This is a genomic window from Polaribacter sp. Q13 (assembly GCF_016858305.2).
In the GTDB taxonomy this organism is placed as follows: domain Bacteria; phylum Bacteroidota; class Bacteroidia; order Flavobacteriales; family Flavobacteriaceae; genus Polaribacter.
The window spans coordinates 4,208,642-4,225,483 of sequence record NZ_CP074436.1 but is presented as its reverse complement, the minus strand read 5'-3'; the positions used below and the strand labels follow the sequence as shown (position 1 = coordinate 4,225,483).

At 29.3% G+C, this 16,842-nt stretch carries 10 protein-coding genes; 4 read left to right on the top strand and 6 right to left on the bottom strand.

The genetic code is table 11. The features are described from left to right. From JOP69_RS17885 to JOP69_RS17860, 6 genes are all read right to left on the bottom strand, one after another. Positions 1 to 1,812 carry a right-handed parallel beta-helix repeat-containing protein gene (locus tag JOP69_RS17885; protein WP_203393517.1) on the bottom strand — a complete coding sequence of 604 codons (1,812 nt, stop codon included), beginning with the start codon at positions 1,810 to 1,812 and terminating at the stop codon, positions 1 to 3. Between the two features lie 9 nt (positions 1,813 to 1,821). Then, positions 1,822 to 3,288: a sulfatase gene (locus JOP69_RS17880; RefSeq protein ID WP_252191145.1), complete on the bottom strand. Its 1,467-nt coding sequence runs from the start codon at positions 3,286 to 3,288 to the stop codon at positions 1,822 to 1,824. Between the two features lie 463 nt (positions 3,289 to 3,751). Then, positions 3,752 to 6,583, bottom strand: coding sequence for a hypothetical protein (locus tag JOP69_RS17875; protein ID WP_203393518.1), 2,832 nt, complete (start codon positions 6,581 to 6,583; stop codon positions 3,752 to 3,754). Positions 6,584 to 6,747: 164 nt separating this feature from the next. Further along, positions 6,748 to 6,924: a hypothetical protein gene (locus JOP69_RS17870; RefSeq protein WP_203393519.1), complete on the bottom strand. Its 177-nt coding sequence runs from the start codon at positions 6,922 to 6,924 to the stop codon at positions 6,748 to 6,750. Between the two features lie 38 nt (positions 6,925 to 6,962). Continuing rightward, complete coding sequence (locus JOP69_RS17865) at positions 6,963 to 9,203, bottom strand: T9SS type A sorting domain-containing protein (protein ID WP_203393520.1); 2,241 nt, start codon at positions 9,201 to 9,203, stop codon at positions 6,963 to 6,965. A 350-nt stretch (positions 9,204 to 9,553) separates the two neighbouring features. Next, complete coding sequence (locus JOP69_RS17860) at positions 9,554 to 13,711, bottom strand: hybrid sensor histidine kinase/response regulator transcription factor (RefSeq protein WP_203393521.1); 4,158 nt, start codon at positions 13,709 to 13,711, stop codon at positions 9,554 to 9,556. A 602-nt stretch (positions 13,712 to 14,313) separates the two neighbouring features. Here JOP69_RS17860 and JOP69_RS17855 point away from each other — a divergent pair. The 4 genes from JOP69_RS17855 (at position 14,314) to JOP69_RS17840 (ending at position 16,695) form a co-directional block, all read left to right on the top strand. Continuing rightward, entirely contained in the window at positions 14,314 to 14,535 is a 222-nt protein-coding gene (locus tag JOP69_RS17855) for a hypothetical protein (protein WP_203393522.1), read from the top strand. 4 nt (positions 14,536 to 14,539) lie between these two features. Further along, a complete protein-coding gene (locus tag JOP69_RS17850; protein WP_203393523.1) occupies positions 14,540 to 14,905 on the top strand; it encodes an arsenate reductase family protein in 366 nt (121 codons plus the stop codon). Between the two features lie 347 nt (positions 14,906 to 15,252). Then, positions 15,253 to 15,639: a hypothetical protein gene (locus JOP69_RS17845; protein WP_203393524.1), complete on the top strand. Its 387-nt coding sequence runs from the start codon at positions 15,253 to 15,255 to the stop codon at positions 15,637 to 15,639. Positions 15,640 to 15,984: 345 nt separating this feature from the next. Next, positions 15,985 to 16,695, top strand: a complete 711-nt coding sequence (locus JOP69_RS17840) for a 2,3-diphosphoglycerate-dependent phosphoglycerate mutase (protein ID WP_203393525.1) — start codon at positions 15,985 to 15,987, stop codon at positions 16,693 to 16,695. Positions 16,696 to 16,842 lie beyond the last annotated feature (147 nt).

The following is a 16,842-nucleotide window of genomic DNA, read 5'->3' as shown; positions in this document are numbered from 1 at the left end:
TTAGTTATTTAATCCTATATTATTACTAAATTTTAAATCTTTTTTAGAAACTTCATCTGCTTTTAAAATATTCTTATTGGTTCCTAAATAAGAATTGTTAGAAATTTCTACGTTCTTACAATTCATTAAATCGAACATATATGCATCCGGAAATTGTGGTTTAAAAGTTGTTGTTTGTTTAATGGTATTTCCTTTAATTGTTAACCCATCTACTCTATCTGCCCAAATGATTCTGTTGCCAAAAGTTTCAATTGTATTGTTCTCGAAAGTGATATTTCTATCATAGGTCATTGTGCGATCAAAAGTTTTTCCTAATCTTGGAGATACTTTTAAAATAGCGTGTTCAGTACCTGCATAAGCACAATCTATAAATCTATTATTTCTAATAATTACCTCTTCTACATTCCCTGATTCAAACCAATAAAAAGTTTCTCCTCTTAACATAATAGAAGACATCATTGATGATAATTCATTATCTTCAATAACAATCTTTTTAGGTGTTTTAATGATGATATTTCTTGCTCTGTGATCTCTAATTACATTGTTTCGCATGGTAAATGTAGGATTCCACGTTTTATTTTCTAAAAGATCTCCTACTTTTAAATCTGAAGGAATTTCATTTTTAAACGTTAAATCGGTATAATAATCATTAAGAACTCTTACAGAAGTTACCGTGTTTGTTTCTGCTCTTTGCGGATTTGGTTGTTTTATAAACCAAACCTCATCATTAGCTCCTGCAAACTCAAAGCCCATTTGTTGGTCATGCATTAAAGCGATTCTAATCGTTTTATTATCTAAAATTTCTTTCACAGCAACATAAGTTCCGTGTACATTTGTACCATCGTCATACATCCCTTCTAAACGGCAACCTTCTATTAAAATATCTCCTTTACAGTTTGCAAAATGTGTTGCATCTGCAACAATAGACATTACTCTATCAGAGCCTTCTCTAACATAAATTCCTGAATTTAAAATTTCAATATCTTCAGATCTTTCAAACAAAAACCCCATACCTAAAGCATGATGAATAATAACATTGTTAAACTTTATATCTTTAGAATTTTTGGTTAAAAAAGCGGGTGCATATCTATTATTTTTTTTATCTCCTTTAGATTGTAAAACGGAACCCATTCTTGGATAATGTTTTAAATTTTTGTTATAGAAACGTAAAATTCCATTCGGTCTTTTTTCTACAAAATTAGACTCTAAGCTTGCGTCCCAAGCGCCATAATCTACCGCTTTTGTTTCTTTATTATGTGGTAAAGAGCTCCCTAAAGAAGTAAAGTTAAAATGATTAATTCCTGGAAATTCAATTCTACCTTTACTAAGTTTCCAAGAGAATCCTTTAGTATATGGCTTTAACTCATACCATTGTTCTTTTTCATTTACTGCTGTAACATCACCTTGAAAAGAAAAGGGAATGTCCCAATCGATCGTTACATTTTTAACATCAACTTTATGTAATCCATCAAAAACAAATGGTAAAGTCTGACCTCTAAAAATAAATTCTGAATTATTACCTTCTATTTCTACAGAATTAAATCCTTCAAAATTGAAAATTATTTTTTTAAAACCATTTCCGTGGTTTGTAATATACATGAATTTACCAACGGCATAATCGGTTTTAAAAAAGTAATTTCCTTTTTCAAATACTAATTTTATGTCTTTAGTTTTTGCTCCTTCAATAGCTTCTCTTACTACCAAAGTCATATCTCCTTCGGCATGTTTTATGTTGATAATTTCTGTAGCGTTACAACCAATTGTAATTATAAAAATTAAAATGGTAATGCCTTTTAATACTGTATTTTTCATGTATTTATTTTATAAATTAACTCCAGACCCTTGTAAAGATGCATCATGCCCCCACATAATCATCCATGGATCTGAAGTATCTTTCTGAAATTTTTTCAACTTAATTTTCATAGATTCTAAAGTTTTTTCGAATTCCTTATTTGTTGCTAAATTATTTAACTCATCTGGGTCTTTCTCTAAATCGTACAATTCAAACTCGGGTCTAAAAAGAAAATCTTGTACTTTTCTTGGTCCAAAATTTTCAATATCATTTCTGTAAATACTTTGCCAAGTAGAAGATGCCCATAAATCAGACGCGAAAGGATATTCTAATCGCCAAGCAATATTCCAAATTAATTTGTAATTTTTATTTCTTACCACTCTCATTGGGTAATACATGGTTATTTCATGAAATGTGTGCGATGCATACACTTCATCCCAACCTTTTGGATTTGTTTTTTCTAAAATTGAATTGAATGACTTACCATGAAAATCTTCTTTCTTGTAATCAATTTTTGCCATATCTAAAATAGTCGGCGTTAAATCTACCCAAGAAATCATGGCATTGTTTGTTGCCCCTTTTATATTTTTTAATGGATCTTTAATAATACATGGTAACTTAATACCTGGCTCATAAACTGTTGTTTTTGCTCCTGGAAAAGCCATTCCATTATCAGAAATATAAATTACAATGGTATTGTCTGCTTTACCGGTAGCTTGTAACATTTTCATCAATTTTCCGAAACCTTGATCTATTCTAGAAATACTTTGGTAATACTGCGCAATTTCTTCTCTTGTTTGTTTTGTGTCTGGTAAAAAAGATGGTACTAGAACATCTTTTGGATTATAAATTACAGTTTCTACATCTTTATAGCCTTCTTTTTTATTTCCAAAACTATTAGGCGTATCCCATTGTTCTGGTTCAAAAGGATATCCTCTGTGAGGATCATCTGTACAGAAATATAAGAAAAATGGTTTGTCAGATTTTAATACATCTGCACAGGCATCTGCCATTTCAACGGTATTTCTAGGATCTGCTTCTAAAACCTGGTTAAAGTGATACACTTTTTCTGGAGCTACGTGGTATTTACCAATTCTTGCAGTTTCATAACCTGCTTTTTCCATAATGATTGGCAAAGAGGTTTCCGTATCATAGGTACTAAAATGATGGTAATCGTGCACATGCCCATAAGAACCTGTGGCGTGACCAAATTTCCCTGATAAAATTACAGATCTACTTGCGGCACAACTTGCACTAGTACAATAGGCGTTTGTAAACTTTACGCCTTCTGCTGCTAATTGATCTAAATTGGGTGTTTTAATCACTGGATTTCCATACGCACCAATGGCATCTGTTCCATGATCATCGGCAACAAATAAAATAATGTTTGGTTGGTTGCTCTTTGTAACCTGAGCTACTTCTTTTTGTTTGTCTGAACAACCAACAATGGTTATTGCAATCATTACAAATAGTAATTTTGGTAGGTATGATTTCATTTTTATATGAATATTAAATTTATTTTAGATAATTTAAAATCTTAAAGGTTTCTCTTTTTTAACCTTGTTAATTTATGTTCTTTGCATTAGCTAACAAGATTTTAGAAGCCTTGCAGAAACACAACTATTTTAGTTAATTATTATTTTTTATCAGAAATTCATCACCTGCCAAAACCTTCACAAGGTATATTTCTGAAGGTAATTTTGCTAACTCTATTTTAACACAACCAAAAGAAAAATTACCCAAAGGTATTGTTAAAGTTCCTCCTACAACGTATAAAAATTAGCATCGTTATCTGTTTATAACCACAAAGAGTATTGCACAAATTGGTATAATTATCATCATTTTAAAAAACAGACCCTCTTCTTTTGAGTACTCCATTATGCTTATGTAAAGTTCATAAGGATTACTGTTCTCTTTGTTTTTGCTGATACATTTCTTGTATCTGTCAATAATTTCTTTCTACAACGCTTCAATTAACTCTACATCTATAAATCGAAAACTCCCTAGAGGAATATTTATTTTTGTCTGTGAATTTTCTACCTTAAATTCTTCTTTACTCAAAACATCTGTCAACTTTTTTATTTTGATGTGATTAAAATTCACAATTGCTGTACTTTGTTCTGGATTGATATATCCGTTATCTAAAATTGTTAATCTTAGGTGTTTTGGAGAAACTTGTGCAACTACCCAAGCCACATCACCACCAACAGTTATTGGTAACTTTTTAGCACTTTCCTTTATATCTTTTTCTATTACTTTGTAATATTCATCTGCTTTAAAAGTTTGTTTTCCGTCTGCTGAATAATAATTACGTCCATCAGTAATATATTCTTTCATGATATTTTTATACAACGGATGTAAATGATCTACCAACTTACCTCTTGGTGCATTTTTATCTGCAAAAACACCATTTTGTGGAGGTGTAATCATTACCAATCCATTTTGGTAAGGAGCCAAGAAATTTAATCTTCTTTCTTTTACACCTGCTGCATATCTAGAAAAATCCCAATCTGTAACCGGAGCAGCTGGCCAAGAACCATTTAATCTACTCATCACAAAAGGATTGTTTTTCTCAAATTCTTCATCATAAAAAACATTCCATTTTACGTTAGATCCATCATCTAAAAAATGATGATCGGGTGCTTTCATACTTACATGAACGGGAGAAAAACTTAAAATCTCGTTTCTCTTTGGCACATACAAAGCTCCTTTTGCAATCAACTCCCAATAGACACTTAAATAATCTTGATCTACGGCAAAATTATTGATGAATTGCGCTCCGTTTGAGGTATGAAAAATTAACATTCTTAAAAAATGATTTGGCAATCTTTGGTAGCCTAATTGTCTTGCTCTATCAAAAGAAGTGTTATCTGGAACAGAGCGTGTTCCCCAAGAATTTACCGCGCCACTTGCCCACATTCCCGTTCTACCTGCCAAACTAAGTTCCATAGATTTGTCTGTAGTTTCTTCCATAGAAGGCACAAAAACATCTGCAAATTCGCCCGACATTAACCTTGCCCAAGGTTTTTGATAATTACTACCCAACCAAGAAACATGTTTAGACCTTAAAAATATGGTGGTATTTTTACCTTTTGCATATTCGGCTAAAGGATACGCTAAATCATTTACCAAAAAAGTTAAATTTTCTGAATGATCCTCCATCTCCGGATAAATTAAAACCGTCTTTTTTCCATTTGCTTTATCAATAATAGCTTCTGTAGTACTTAATTGAAACATATAAGGATCGTTACCATGACCTGCCCAATAAGCAATACCTGGTTCACCTTCATACCCTTTCGTAATTAAATCTATAGACTCCTTTTGTGTTAAAGTATATTTTTTTCTTCTATCTCTAGATTTTTTATATTTCTCGTTGGTCACTTTAGATCTATCCCATTTTTCTACATTTCTTAAATACATAGAATTCAAAAATATTGGAGAATCGTAGTTATTTGAAATCTTATTTTTTAAACCTAATAAATTATTTGGCACCTTTTCCGTCATAAAATAAACACGTTGCGATTTATTTTCAAAACTAGGTTTTGTGTAATTTTTTAAATCTTCTCTAATTGCCTTTGTGTTCTTTAAAATTGAAGCTATTTTTCCATTCGGTTCTAAATTCTCGAACTCTTTTTTCCAGCTTTTAACACTTGTATCAATAATATGAATTTCGCTACCTCCACTTTGTGCACTTGCTAAAATTATTTTATTCGTTTTAGGATCTTTCCATAAATCATTATACGCATATTTACCAACCAATCTTTCTACATCTTTTTCTAAAGAATTGGCTTTATATAAATGTATTTGATTCCCTACTCTTGTTAGATACGTGTTTTCTCCGTTTTGTTTGATAATTTCAGAATGCGCAATATCATACCCAAAGGATACTTTTTTTATCCTATTAAAACTAAATTCATCTTTTAAAATACTATAGGTAGATACTAACAAATCATTAGCATGTGCAGAGGCTCCTAAAAGAATTTCTTTGTTTCCATCATTATTGATGTCAACCACTTTAAAATCTCCAATGGGTCTAATTCTTAATTTACCTTTTATATTTTTACCTGCTTTAATAGGCATTTTCTTAAAAGGTAAATCTCCTAAAGGTTTAAAAAAGTATAAAGTTCCCACAACATTCATGTGATTATTTGTGCCTAAAACCACCAATGTTTCTGTGTTATCTTTATTCTGAATAGTTCTGATAAAATTAGCAGCACTTTCACTTTTTTCTGGAACTCTCTCTCCCTTACTTTTTCTTGATTTTTCGATGGAGTATGTTTCTGATTTAATCTCTTTTATAAGTTTCCCTTTTGTATCTAAATAATAGATACTTTTATCTAAACCACCAGCAACTACATACATGTTATTGTCTTTTTTAATGGCAGTAACGGCATACATTGGTGCACTGTTCTTTTTAAACTTCCACAATAATTGTCCTTTTGAATCTAAACAATACACAGTACCATCTGCATTTGCTGCTAATATTTCATCTGTACCATCATTATCTAAATCACGTATCCAAATATCATGATTCATATAACCAGATAACGTGTTTTTCCAAAGTGTTTTTCCGGTGTAAGACACACCAATTAAAGTACCTTCGTAACTACTTGCTACAATATAAGAACTTCCATTATCAATAGCTGTTCTTACTTTTAAAATGGTGAAATCGGTTTCTATATTTACTATTGCTTTATTATTTTTAGTTGTAGGAACTTTATTTGAGGAACAGTTAAAACTGATGAACAACACAGTAACCACCAATAAATATTTTTTTATATTTTGATTCATTTATAGTAAGTTTTAAACTTACTATAAAGTAAGTGATTTAAAATTGTATAATTGTATCTGTAGATATATTTAACGTATGCGAACGTAAAATGAAGGTTTTAAAGCATAAAAACCGCTACATAAATATGTAACGGTTTTTAAATAATAAGCAATATTTCTTTCTCTTAGAAACCACCTGCAGGATTAACATCACTTGGAGGTGACTGAGCTTGTGCTTTCTGTGGATTTAAAATCATATAGGTACCTAATGCTGTTAAAGCTGCATATTTACCGTAATTACCTATTTTACTAAGAGCTTCTTTACGAGTAATATTATCTTTATTTAGTTTTGTTTCTTTCATTTTATATATTTTAAAGGTTAATCAGTTGCTCTAAACAATTATTTAATAATTACTTTTTTAGTTTCTGTTTGTTTCCCATTATAAACCTTAACTACATATATCCCTGTATTCAAACTAGATACATTAAGGCTATTAGAAGTAATACTTACATCTAATTTTTTTGTAATAACCATTCTTCCTTGAATATCAAAAACAGATACTTTAGCATTATTTTGTAAACTACCGTTTATAGATAAAGCTTTATCAACAGTATATATTTCTAATTTATTTAAAGAAACTGTTTCTGTAGACAATACAGATGCAGAAGATCTTAAGTAAAAACGACCAACACCTTTTAAATCTGAATCTGCAGTAATTTTAAAGTCACTAGTGTTTAATAACGTTAGTGTATTGTTTACAGAATCTTCTAGATACAGATTAATATTACTTGGTAATGTTGAACTAACAGCATCTATACTTAACACCAATTTAGTACCTGCAGTTGCTTTAATTTCTAAAGGAATAGATATGTCATTCATACCTAAATAAGGTAACGCTTGTATTGCTAAAGCATCTGCATTACTTCCTTCAACAAAATGCGTAAAAAGACCTTTTGATTGCGCATAGAAGGCACCAGCATCATACCCCCTATCTAATCCTTTTGTTGTGTTATCCATAAAATATACTCTAGTTGAATACGTTTTAGTTCCATCACTTAAATTTATTTTAGTCAAAGCTTTATTTGAAGCTGTTTTTGCAGCAATAAAATCGTCTTGCGTACCAGATTCTCTCCAAGCCGGATTTAATGTTAATGTACCTCCACCTGCTTTTACCTTTACAAAGAAACCTTGTAATGGTGCAATTTTATCATCTACTGGTTTTGCTGCTAAGTTATATTCTGTAAATGTACCATCTCCATTATAACCGTAAACAGCACCTGTGCCATCAAACTGACCACTATTACTGTTAAAGAAAGATGTAAAGTTCATATAAGCTGGGTAAGAATTACCTACTAAATTCCACTCACCAGAAGTTGAATTTGTACCAGATTCATCTGTAAGAGGAATTGTTAAAGGTGAAGTATTACTAAAAGAGTTTTTCTTAAATCTAAGAGTACCTCCAGAAACGCGTGCAATTCTATATCCTTTAGCTGCCAATACTGCTGTTGTTAGGTCTCCAGGAATATCTGAATCATAATTTACGAACTTACCTCCAGAAATAGCATTATCAAAAGGCCCAAACAATCTTACTGAATCATCTCCCGGGTTCTTATATATCTTCGCATCATTTTCACTATTATCCATAAAACCATCAAACGAACCATCATTTCCAACGTTTTCTTCAGTTGGAAACGCAATTAAATCGTTATTTGGTGTTGCATTAACATATTTATAATATTGTATCTGTCCAGAAATAGTTCCATTAAAAATTAAACTCCCTGAAGTAGTAGCATTAGAAACTGCAAACACATTATTCTTAGTTATAGCAGCACCATCTACTGTTAAAGAGCTTCCTGGTTTTACATTTAAAGAAACCGGACTACCAACAAGAGCGTCAGCACCAGGAGTTCCACTATCTGAAGCCACTAAAGTAAGGTCTGCAACAGTTACATCTGAATTAACTACTACTTTACCGTTTATAATTACGTTGTTTAAAGCTGTAGGCACAACTCCATCAATCCACGTTGTGGTGTCTTCCCAATTCATTACAGAACCATCATCTACACCACTTACACCAGGATGAGATGCTATTGTTACAACAGGAGCAGCTGCAGGTAGAAATTCTATTTCATCTATATAAATAGAACCTTCTGTAGCTCCGTAATTTGCTCTAACTAAAATATCTAAGTTTTCTACTGTTCCAGACCAATTAGTTGCATCAGACATATCAATAATAGCTGTTTGCCAAGTACCATTACCAGCAGAACCAGCAGCTATAGGGAAAGAAATTTGACTCAATCTTAAAGGAACTTCATTACCAGTATCTTGACTTCCTTGAACACGAAAAGATGTTCCAAAGGTTTCATTTTTGTAAACGATTCTAATACGCTTGTTAGTATCTGCATCTATACCAGCAGGATTTAAACCAAAATTAGAATTATTATTAGCTCTTGTAAGCACAAGTGCACCGTCTCCTGTAACTCCTTCAGTTGCGTTATGACTAACTAGTGTAGCATTACCATACGCAACGCTCCAACCATTTAAACCACCGCTAAATGTTTCTTGCCCATTCATATTAAAACTAGCTAATCCTAAGATAGCAAGTAAAACGAATGACTTCTTAAGTATTCTTTTTTTCATAATTGTTAAATTTGATTTAATTGTTAATTGTTGTAAAACTAAACATGAAGTTTTGTTTTTAATTCTAAAAACTTACCTTATTATTACTCTAAATTACCTTTATTCTATCCTTAATTAACATCCATAGGTTAAAATACTTTGGCAATTAAGCACTTAGGTTATCATTTTTCGTCTTTATAAGTAAAAGAAATGTGTGTTTGCGTAAAAAGCTCTTATTAATACATAATACCCTTACTTAAAAAGTATTTGATATTAATGCTAGTTATTCATTCAATAAAATCTAAATAAAGCACAAAAAAAGTGTTACCAACTAATTGGCAACACTTTAAAATAACTAAATTTATTATTTATTAAGAAAGTTTATTTTCATTCTCCGCAGCATATTTACTTGGAGAGACGTTGTATTTTTCTTTAAAAATTTTGGTAAAATGCGTCCTACTTTTAAAACCTGTCATTAAAAACACTTCATTTACAGATAATTTTTGATGTACTAAAAATTGTGCTGCCTTTTTTAAACGATACATTTTTATGAGCTCAAATGGAGTTTGATTGGTTAATACTTTTACTTTTTGATAGAAATGTGTTCTATTCAAATACAATTCTTTAGCAAGTGTATTAATGTCAAAATCTTGGTTGTCTAGATTCTCTTCCATTATACTATACAACTTTTCTAAAAAAGCATTATCGTTTCTATTATTCTTGTTGTTTTCTTTTGTTAACGGAATACCAACTTGATATCTTTCTCTTAATTGTTTTCTATTATTAAGTAATGCTTCTATATTTGTTATTAAACGTTGTACATTAAAAGGTTTCTTTATATATGCATCTGCACCATCTCTAAGACCTCTAACATGATCTTCTATATCTGTTAAGGCTGTTAATAAAATAACTGGTATATGACTTGTTTTTAAATCAGATTTAATACTTATGCATAAATCTAAACCGTTTACATTAGGCATTTGCACATCACTAATTACAATATCTGGCCAATTATTTTCTAATGCATCTAAACATTCTTGTCCGTCTCTAAAAGCCTTAACAGTAAAATATTTAGACAAAATACCCGTAACATACGTTCTCATTTCTAAATTATCTTCTGCGTAAAAAACTAAAGATTCCGTAAAATCTGCACTTACATTTACGTTTGTTAAATTTGCTTCATCTAGAATTTGTTTGTCTATTATTATTTCTTTTTCTTTTGGTAGTGCTACCGTTTTTTTATCTAAAACTTCATCTTCTTCCACTTGTTGTTTTACAATTGGTAACTGAAAACTTATGGTAGTTCCTTCATTTACCGTGCTCGTTGCACTAATGTAGCCATAATGCATTTCTACTAATTTTTTTGAAAAAGCTAAACCAATACCAGACCCTGCAATATGTTCTTTTTGTGTAAATTCCGACTGATAAAATCTTTCGAAAACATGTTCTAAATCTACCTCATCTATTCCCATACCTGTATCTGACACAGAAACAATTAAGTCTTTCTCATTACAACTAAATTCAATCTTAATAGCATCTCCTGCCTTGGTATATTTAAAAGCATTATTAATTAAGTTATTGCAAATTTTTTCTATTTTATTTTTATCTCCCGAAACAATAATATTTTTATTTTTTGCAATTAGCTCAAAATTCTTTTGGTCTTTATTTGCTAAAAACATAAAATCATTGGCTAATTCTTGTAAAAAGATATTAAAATTAAATCTCGAATAATTCATTTTTAACAAATTAGCTTCAGCCCTTCTAAAATCATGAACTTGATCTACTAATTGTTTAATTTTTTTTGTTTGACGTTTCACCAAACCTAACTTTTCGGAAACATCAAGATTATTCTTATACCTATCTAATAAGACATCTACAGGCCCAGAAATAAGCGTGATTGGCGTTTTAATTTCATGAGAAATGTTAGAAAAAAATCGCAATTTAGATTCGTTTAATTCTTTAACATTGTCTTTTTCTAATTTTTCTATGGCAACATTATGATTTAAAGATTGAATTTTAGTTATAATAAAGATTATAAAATAGAGTATTATTATAATTAACAATACATATATAAAATAGGCTGTGTTAGTTTCCCAAAAAGGAGGAACTATTACAATTTTAAGTTTTTTAGGAGTTGTCCATTCATTTAATGAGTTAGATGCCATATAACTTAACTCATACTCTCCTGGTTGCAAACCACTATAATTTATAGTGTTATTATTTGAAGAAGTTTCTACCCAATCTTTATTAATTGGATATAATTTATACCTTAATGAATGATTTTTAGGATTAGAAAAATGTAAACTTACAATATCAAAAGAAAAAACATTTTGGTTGTGATTTAGTTCTATTGTGTTTAATTCCGACAGTTTTTTACTTAGAATTACTTGATTACTAATTGTATCTCCTGGATTAATTTTTTGGTTAAATAATTTAAAATTTTCTAGCCAAACTTTAGGAAGTTCTTCTTTAGCATTTATTTGAGTAGGATTAAAATAGCAAAAACCATCTAATCCAGAAAAAAAGAGCGTTCCGTTATCTAGTTTACCTGAAGAAAACCAAAAGTCTTCAAAGGGTAAACCATCTGCTAAATTAAATTTCCTAAAAACTTTACTTTTTAGATCGAACTTATTTAACCCAATATTTGTAGAAACCCATAAACTATTATCATTATCATATTGTATACTTTTTACTACATTATTTGAGAGTCCTTCTTTTTCTGTGAATGGAAAAAATTCTAAACCGCCTTCTTTTTCTTCAATTTTACAGATACCTCCACTTTCTGTACCAACCCACAATTCTTTATTTGGTAATCTTACTATTGAAGTAACAAAATTGCTAGATAAAGATTTTTTATTCTTTTTATCTTTTACAAACTGACTTATATTCAACTTATTTAAAGGAGTGTTTTCTTTGTTTTCTATTCTAAACAACCCATCAGAATCTGCGCCAATCCAAATATAATTTTTCAAATAATCTGAATATACATATCTTGCTAATGCAATTTTTTTAGCATTAAAAAAAGGATTGGAGTTAAGAGATTCTATACTTTTAATACTGCTAGATTTATTAAGCGCTATTTTAAAAACATCTAGAGAGGTGCCAATCCAAATATTACCAAATTTATCTTCTGAATAAGATCTAAAAGAATCATTTAGAGTATTACTTAAAACGTCATTCTCTATTTTTTCTAGTTTTTTTTCTCCTTTTTTCACTCTAAAAAAACCAATCCCAGTAATTTTTAACCATGTATCTTTTCTTGAATCAACAAAAACAGATGAAACATTTAAAAATTGTTTTTCAGGTATATGAAAAGGCAAAGATTCAAATTTCCCAGTAACGGAATTAAACAACCCTATACCACCAAAAGTAGCAGAAACATAAGCTCTTATACTATCTAAACTAGAAATATTTGTAACAAAATTAGAAGTAATACCATACTTATAATTCATCCCTTTATTATACTTCTTAAAAGGGTTTTCTTTAATATCGAATTCATACAAACCTTTATTAAAAGTACCAACCCAAATATTATTTGAAGAAGAAATAATACTACTTATTCTAAGTCTATCTGTATTATCATTAAAATAATGTTTTTTAAGATGATTGATATCTTTACTGCCAATTACCGCTTTTACATCATTAATTTTTATGATTCCTTTATTTAGAGTCCCTAACCATAAATCTCCATTATCATCTATTCTTAAACTATTAAACTGATTCTCTTTAAGTATGGTATTTTCTAAATTAAATTGATTACTTTTTTGATTATAATTTACTACAGCTATTCCGTTTTCAAGACTTACTAATAATTGAGAATCGGTGATTCTAATAATTGCATTAGCACTGTTTATTGTTGATGATAATAATTTTTGAAAACTATTATTTTCTACGTTAAATAAGTACAATCCACTTGAAGTAGCAAAAACTAAATTTCCATTATTTAATTCTAAAACATCATAAAATTTTAAATGGTTAGATTCCTTCATTAATGGAACAAACTGATTTATAAACTTATAATTTTCATCGAATAGAAAAACCCCATTACCCTCGGTTAAACAGTATACCTTATCGTTCTTTTTATTTATAAAAACCTTTCTTATAATTGGCCCGTTGTTATCTTTACCTGCAAGTTTATTAGAATATAGTTTTTTAAATTTCTCTTGAGAATATTTATAGATTGTAATTCCTTGGTCTGTACCAATCCATAAGTTTTTTTTACTATCTTCTGCAATAGCTCGTATTCTGTTACTTGTAAGAATATCTTTATCTATAGTATTTTTAAAAGTTACTAATTTATAACCATCATATTTATTGATGCCTCCGTAGGTACCAATCCATAAAAAACCATTACTATCTTTTAAAACAGAGGTTACTCCATTATGTGCCAAACCATCAGAAATAGTAATTTTATTTGCATACTCAATTTCATTTTCCTGAGAAAAAAAGTTAATTGTACTAAAAAATGTTAGCAAAAATGCGAAACAATATTTTTTTAACATTGGCATATAGAAGTTTAATAAAGCCATAAAAATACTAAAGTTTTTTTATTTTAATTGAATAATGAATTTATAATGAGTTAGAAATAAAATGCTTCTTTTTTTTAAGCATCTTTCTATATTAAGATACCACTAGATAAGTCTCCTAACTTCACCCTTTTAAATTAGATTCTTTATAGTTATACTTCTTTATAAAGGTTGATAAAAACACCTTTTTTAATGATGCCGTTTTATTATGAATTTTAAAATTATTTCCATTTAAAAATTTACACAATGACCTGCATCATTTTACAAAAAAGAGAGTAACCCTAAATTTGTATAAAATCTAAGTAGCATTATATTGATATTTTATTAGCACAACTTGATGGTTAGATCCTCTGTATCTTTTTTTATTATTTTAAGATTTAATCCAATATGTGTAGCATATTTTTTTAGTGATTTAAAAGATAGATTACCGAACGGACGCGATAAATTGGCATAAAAACAGTTATATATTCTATCCTTATTGGCTTTGACTTATCTACATTATCTGTGTTAGTTTTGGCTATTTACTTAATCGAAAAGTTGCTAAATTACATTCTATTGGTGTTTTGAAAGATGAGTAAAACGTTCACATAAAATACATATTTATTATGAAAAATTCACAGAACATATTACAGGAAATTACAGAACTAACTACTAATATTGAAACGAATTACCCAGAATTATATCGTTCTTTAGATGAAAACCCTATCACTTTACCTGTAAGCAAACATCCTTACATGGATAAAACAGTGATGCAAGATTATTTAGAAAGTTTGAAACAAATATTAAAACATTATTTAGAAGAAGAGAAAATAAAAAATAATATTTAATATCATGGGAGAAATAGCTACATCAAACAGACAAATTACCATATTCTATAGTTCAAAATCTGTTAGAGCAAAACAAACATTAGTTTATGCTAAAGCAGAAGGATTAGAGATTCTAGAGATAGATATTTTAAAAACCAAACTTACTGGTACTCAAATTGTAGAACTTGCAGATAGATTGCATTTAGAAGTAGCGGACTTGGTTAATCAAGAACACCCTGCTTACACCTCACGTTTTAAGCATCATAATTTAACTACAGACGACTGGATTAAAATGATACAACACAATCCTGAAATTATGAAACAGCCTATAGCAATACGTGGCGATATTACTATTTTGGTTGAAACACCTACGGATATTATTAAGATTTAAATTATAATGAACAGCTAGCTCTATAGTATAATTCGTGCCCAAATTCTATTCTTTAAATAGAAACAATTGCTAAACAATAAATCGTAATAAATAGCATTATATGGAATATATACATAACGAATAATTATGCTACGCTATTCGGATAAAACCTAGATGGTGAAAGCCTTCTTGGTCTAGCAAATACACTAAACGGGCTTAACTAATAAGCTCTAAATCTACTAGTTTTTCATTATTTTAGACTGTAACACTAGAAAATAATTAAATAAACCTTTAAAATGACCTGTATCATTTTGAATTTCTGACTAAAATGCAACCTTTGAAATCTAGAATTTTAAAACAACAACATTATGAAAACTAAAATTTTATATAACGAAAACATGCATTTTGAGCATATAAATTGGAAACGAGAACTTGCTTTTTGGGAAGATGAATTAAAATCTTTTAACAGAAGATTAAGTGAACTCGTATCTCGTTGGACAGATAAAGATGTACTTGCAAAACTAGAACATTTTCAAAATGAATTTGTTCTTCACGAAGCTGTCATAGAAGATTTACAAGAAATTATTGAAGAACATGAAACACGTATTGCTGCACAAAGCAAGACAAATAAAGATGCCTTAGATACTCAATTAGCTAAAAAACATGTTGAGTTTAGAAATAAAATGGAAAATCAAAGAAATATTTACACCCAACTTAAAAAAGATTTTTTTAGATTTCTTGAAGAATATATGTAAAAACCTAAAAGGAATTATTGGGTTGTCCTTTTTTAAAATAGATACTAATAAAAGTGTTGTTGATCAAAAAAGAACCTATGATTCTTCTTTCTATTTTTAACTATTTTCTAATCTCTTATTTATTAAAATAAATGCAACATTTTTTCATCATACTGACTTAGGTCATTAGGTACACAAATTTTACAAACTAATTTTGAGGATGTAAATCATTACACATTTTCTAATCAAAGAATAATAAAAAAGTAAAAAAGATAAGAAGAAAAATTATATCAATTACAGAATACTCTAAGCAAAGGTATTGTGAATTGATAATAAAGATTTAAACAATCTATAAATGAAGTAATAATGGGAAAATTAATTCTAGTAAGACACGGAAAAAGCATCTGGAATATAGAAAACATATTTACAGGGTGGACAGATATAGACCTTGCAGATCAAGGTATTGAAGAAGCAAAAATAGCAGGCGAACTTATTAGAGACAAAAACATCGCTATAGACATTTGCTTTTCATCTTATTTAAAAAGAGCTATTAAAACTGCTTCAATTATTCTGGAAACAGCCAATTTAACGCAAATAGATTTCATTAAAAGTTGGAAACTAAATGAACGAAATTATGGTGCTTGGCAAGGAAGAAATAAGGACGAAGTAAGAAAAGAAGTTGGCGAAGACCTATTCTGGAAAGTAAGACGAGGCTATAGTGCTTCCGCACCTGCATTATCATTAGATGACGATAGATATCCAAAATTAGACCCGAAATACAAAAAAGTCAATACTTCTAATTTACCACTAACGGAATCTTTAAAAGATACCAAACAAAGAGCCGTTGAATATTATTTTGAAGCTATTGTACCAGAATTAGTAAAGGGGAATACCGTACTTGTTTCTGCTCACGGAAACTCTATTAGAGCATTAATGACTCAAATTTTAAATATTCCTGCTTCAGAAATTTCAAAAGTAGAAGTACAAACAGGAGTTCTAAATATCTATGATTTTGATAGTACAATGACTTTAAAAGATAACTACGCATTAAAACAAAAAAACGAATTGGTTCTTTAAAAGATTAGAAAAAAGGATGTTTTTTTTTAATTGGAAATTTGAAAAAAACAGAGATTAAGTAATTTTAGGAATCTCTTAATCTCTGTTTTTTATAGTTACTGATAATGGTTAAAATTAAAGACAACTTTAGTGATACATACCTTGCTA

Coding starts and splice junctions, on each gene's coding strand:
- JOP69_RS17855 (WP_203393522.1), top strand. CDS start 14,314: ATGAAAAATTCACAGAACATATTACAGGAAATTACAGAACTAACTACT.
- JOP69_RS17885 (WP_203393517.1), bottom strand. CDS start 1,812: ATGAAAAATACAGTATTAAAAGGCATTACCATTTTAATTTTTATAATT.
- JOP69_RS17880 (WP_252191145.1), bottom strand. CDS start 3,288: ATGAAATCATACCTACCAAAATTACTATTTGTAATGATTGCAATAACC.
- JOP69_RS17840 (WP_203393525.1), top strand. CDS start 15,985: ATGGGAAAATTAATTCTAGTAAGACACGGAAAAAGCATCTGGAATATA.
- JOP69_RS17875 (WP_203393518.1), bottom strand. CDS start 6,583: ATGAATCAAAATATAAAAAAATATTTATTGGTGGTTACTGTGTTGTTC.
- JOP69_RS17860 (WP_203393521.1), bottom strand. CDS start 13,711: ATGGCTTTATTAAACTTCTATATGCCAATGTTAAAAAAATATTGTTTC.
- JOP69_RS17870 (WP_203393519.1), bottom strand. CDS start 6,924: ATGAAAGAAACAAAACTAAATAAAGATAATATTACTCGTAAAGAAGCT.
- JOP69_RS17850 (WP_203393523.1), top strand. CDS start 14,540: ATGGGAGAAATAGCTACATCAAACAGACAAATTACCATATTCTATAGT.
- JOP69_RS17845 (WP_203393524.1), top strand. CDS start 15,253: ATGAAAACTAAAATTTTATATAACGAAAACATGCATTTTGAGCATATA.
- JOP69_RS17865 (WP_203393520.1), bottom strand. CDS start 9,203: ATGAAAAAAAGAATACTTAAGAAGTCATTCGTTTTACTTGCTATCTTA.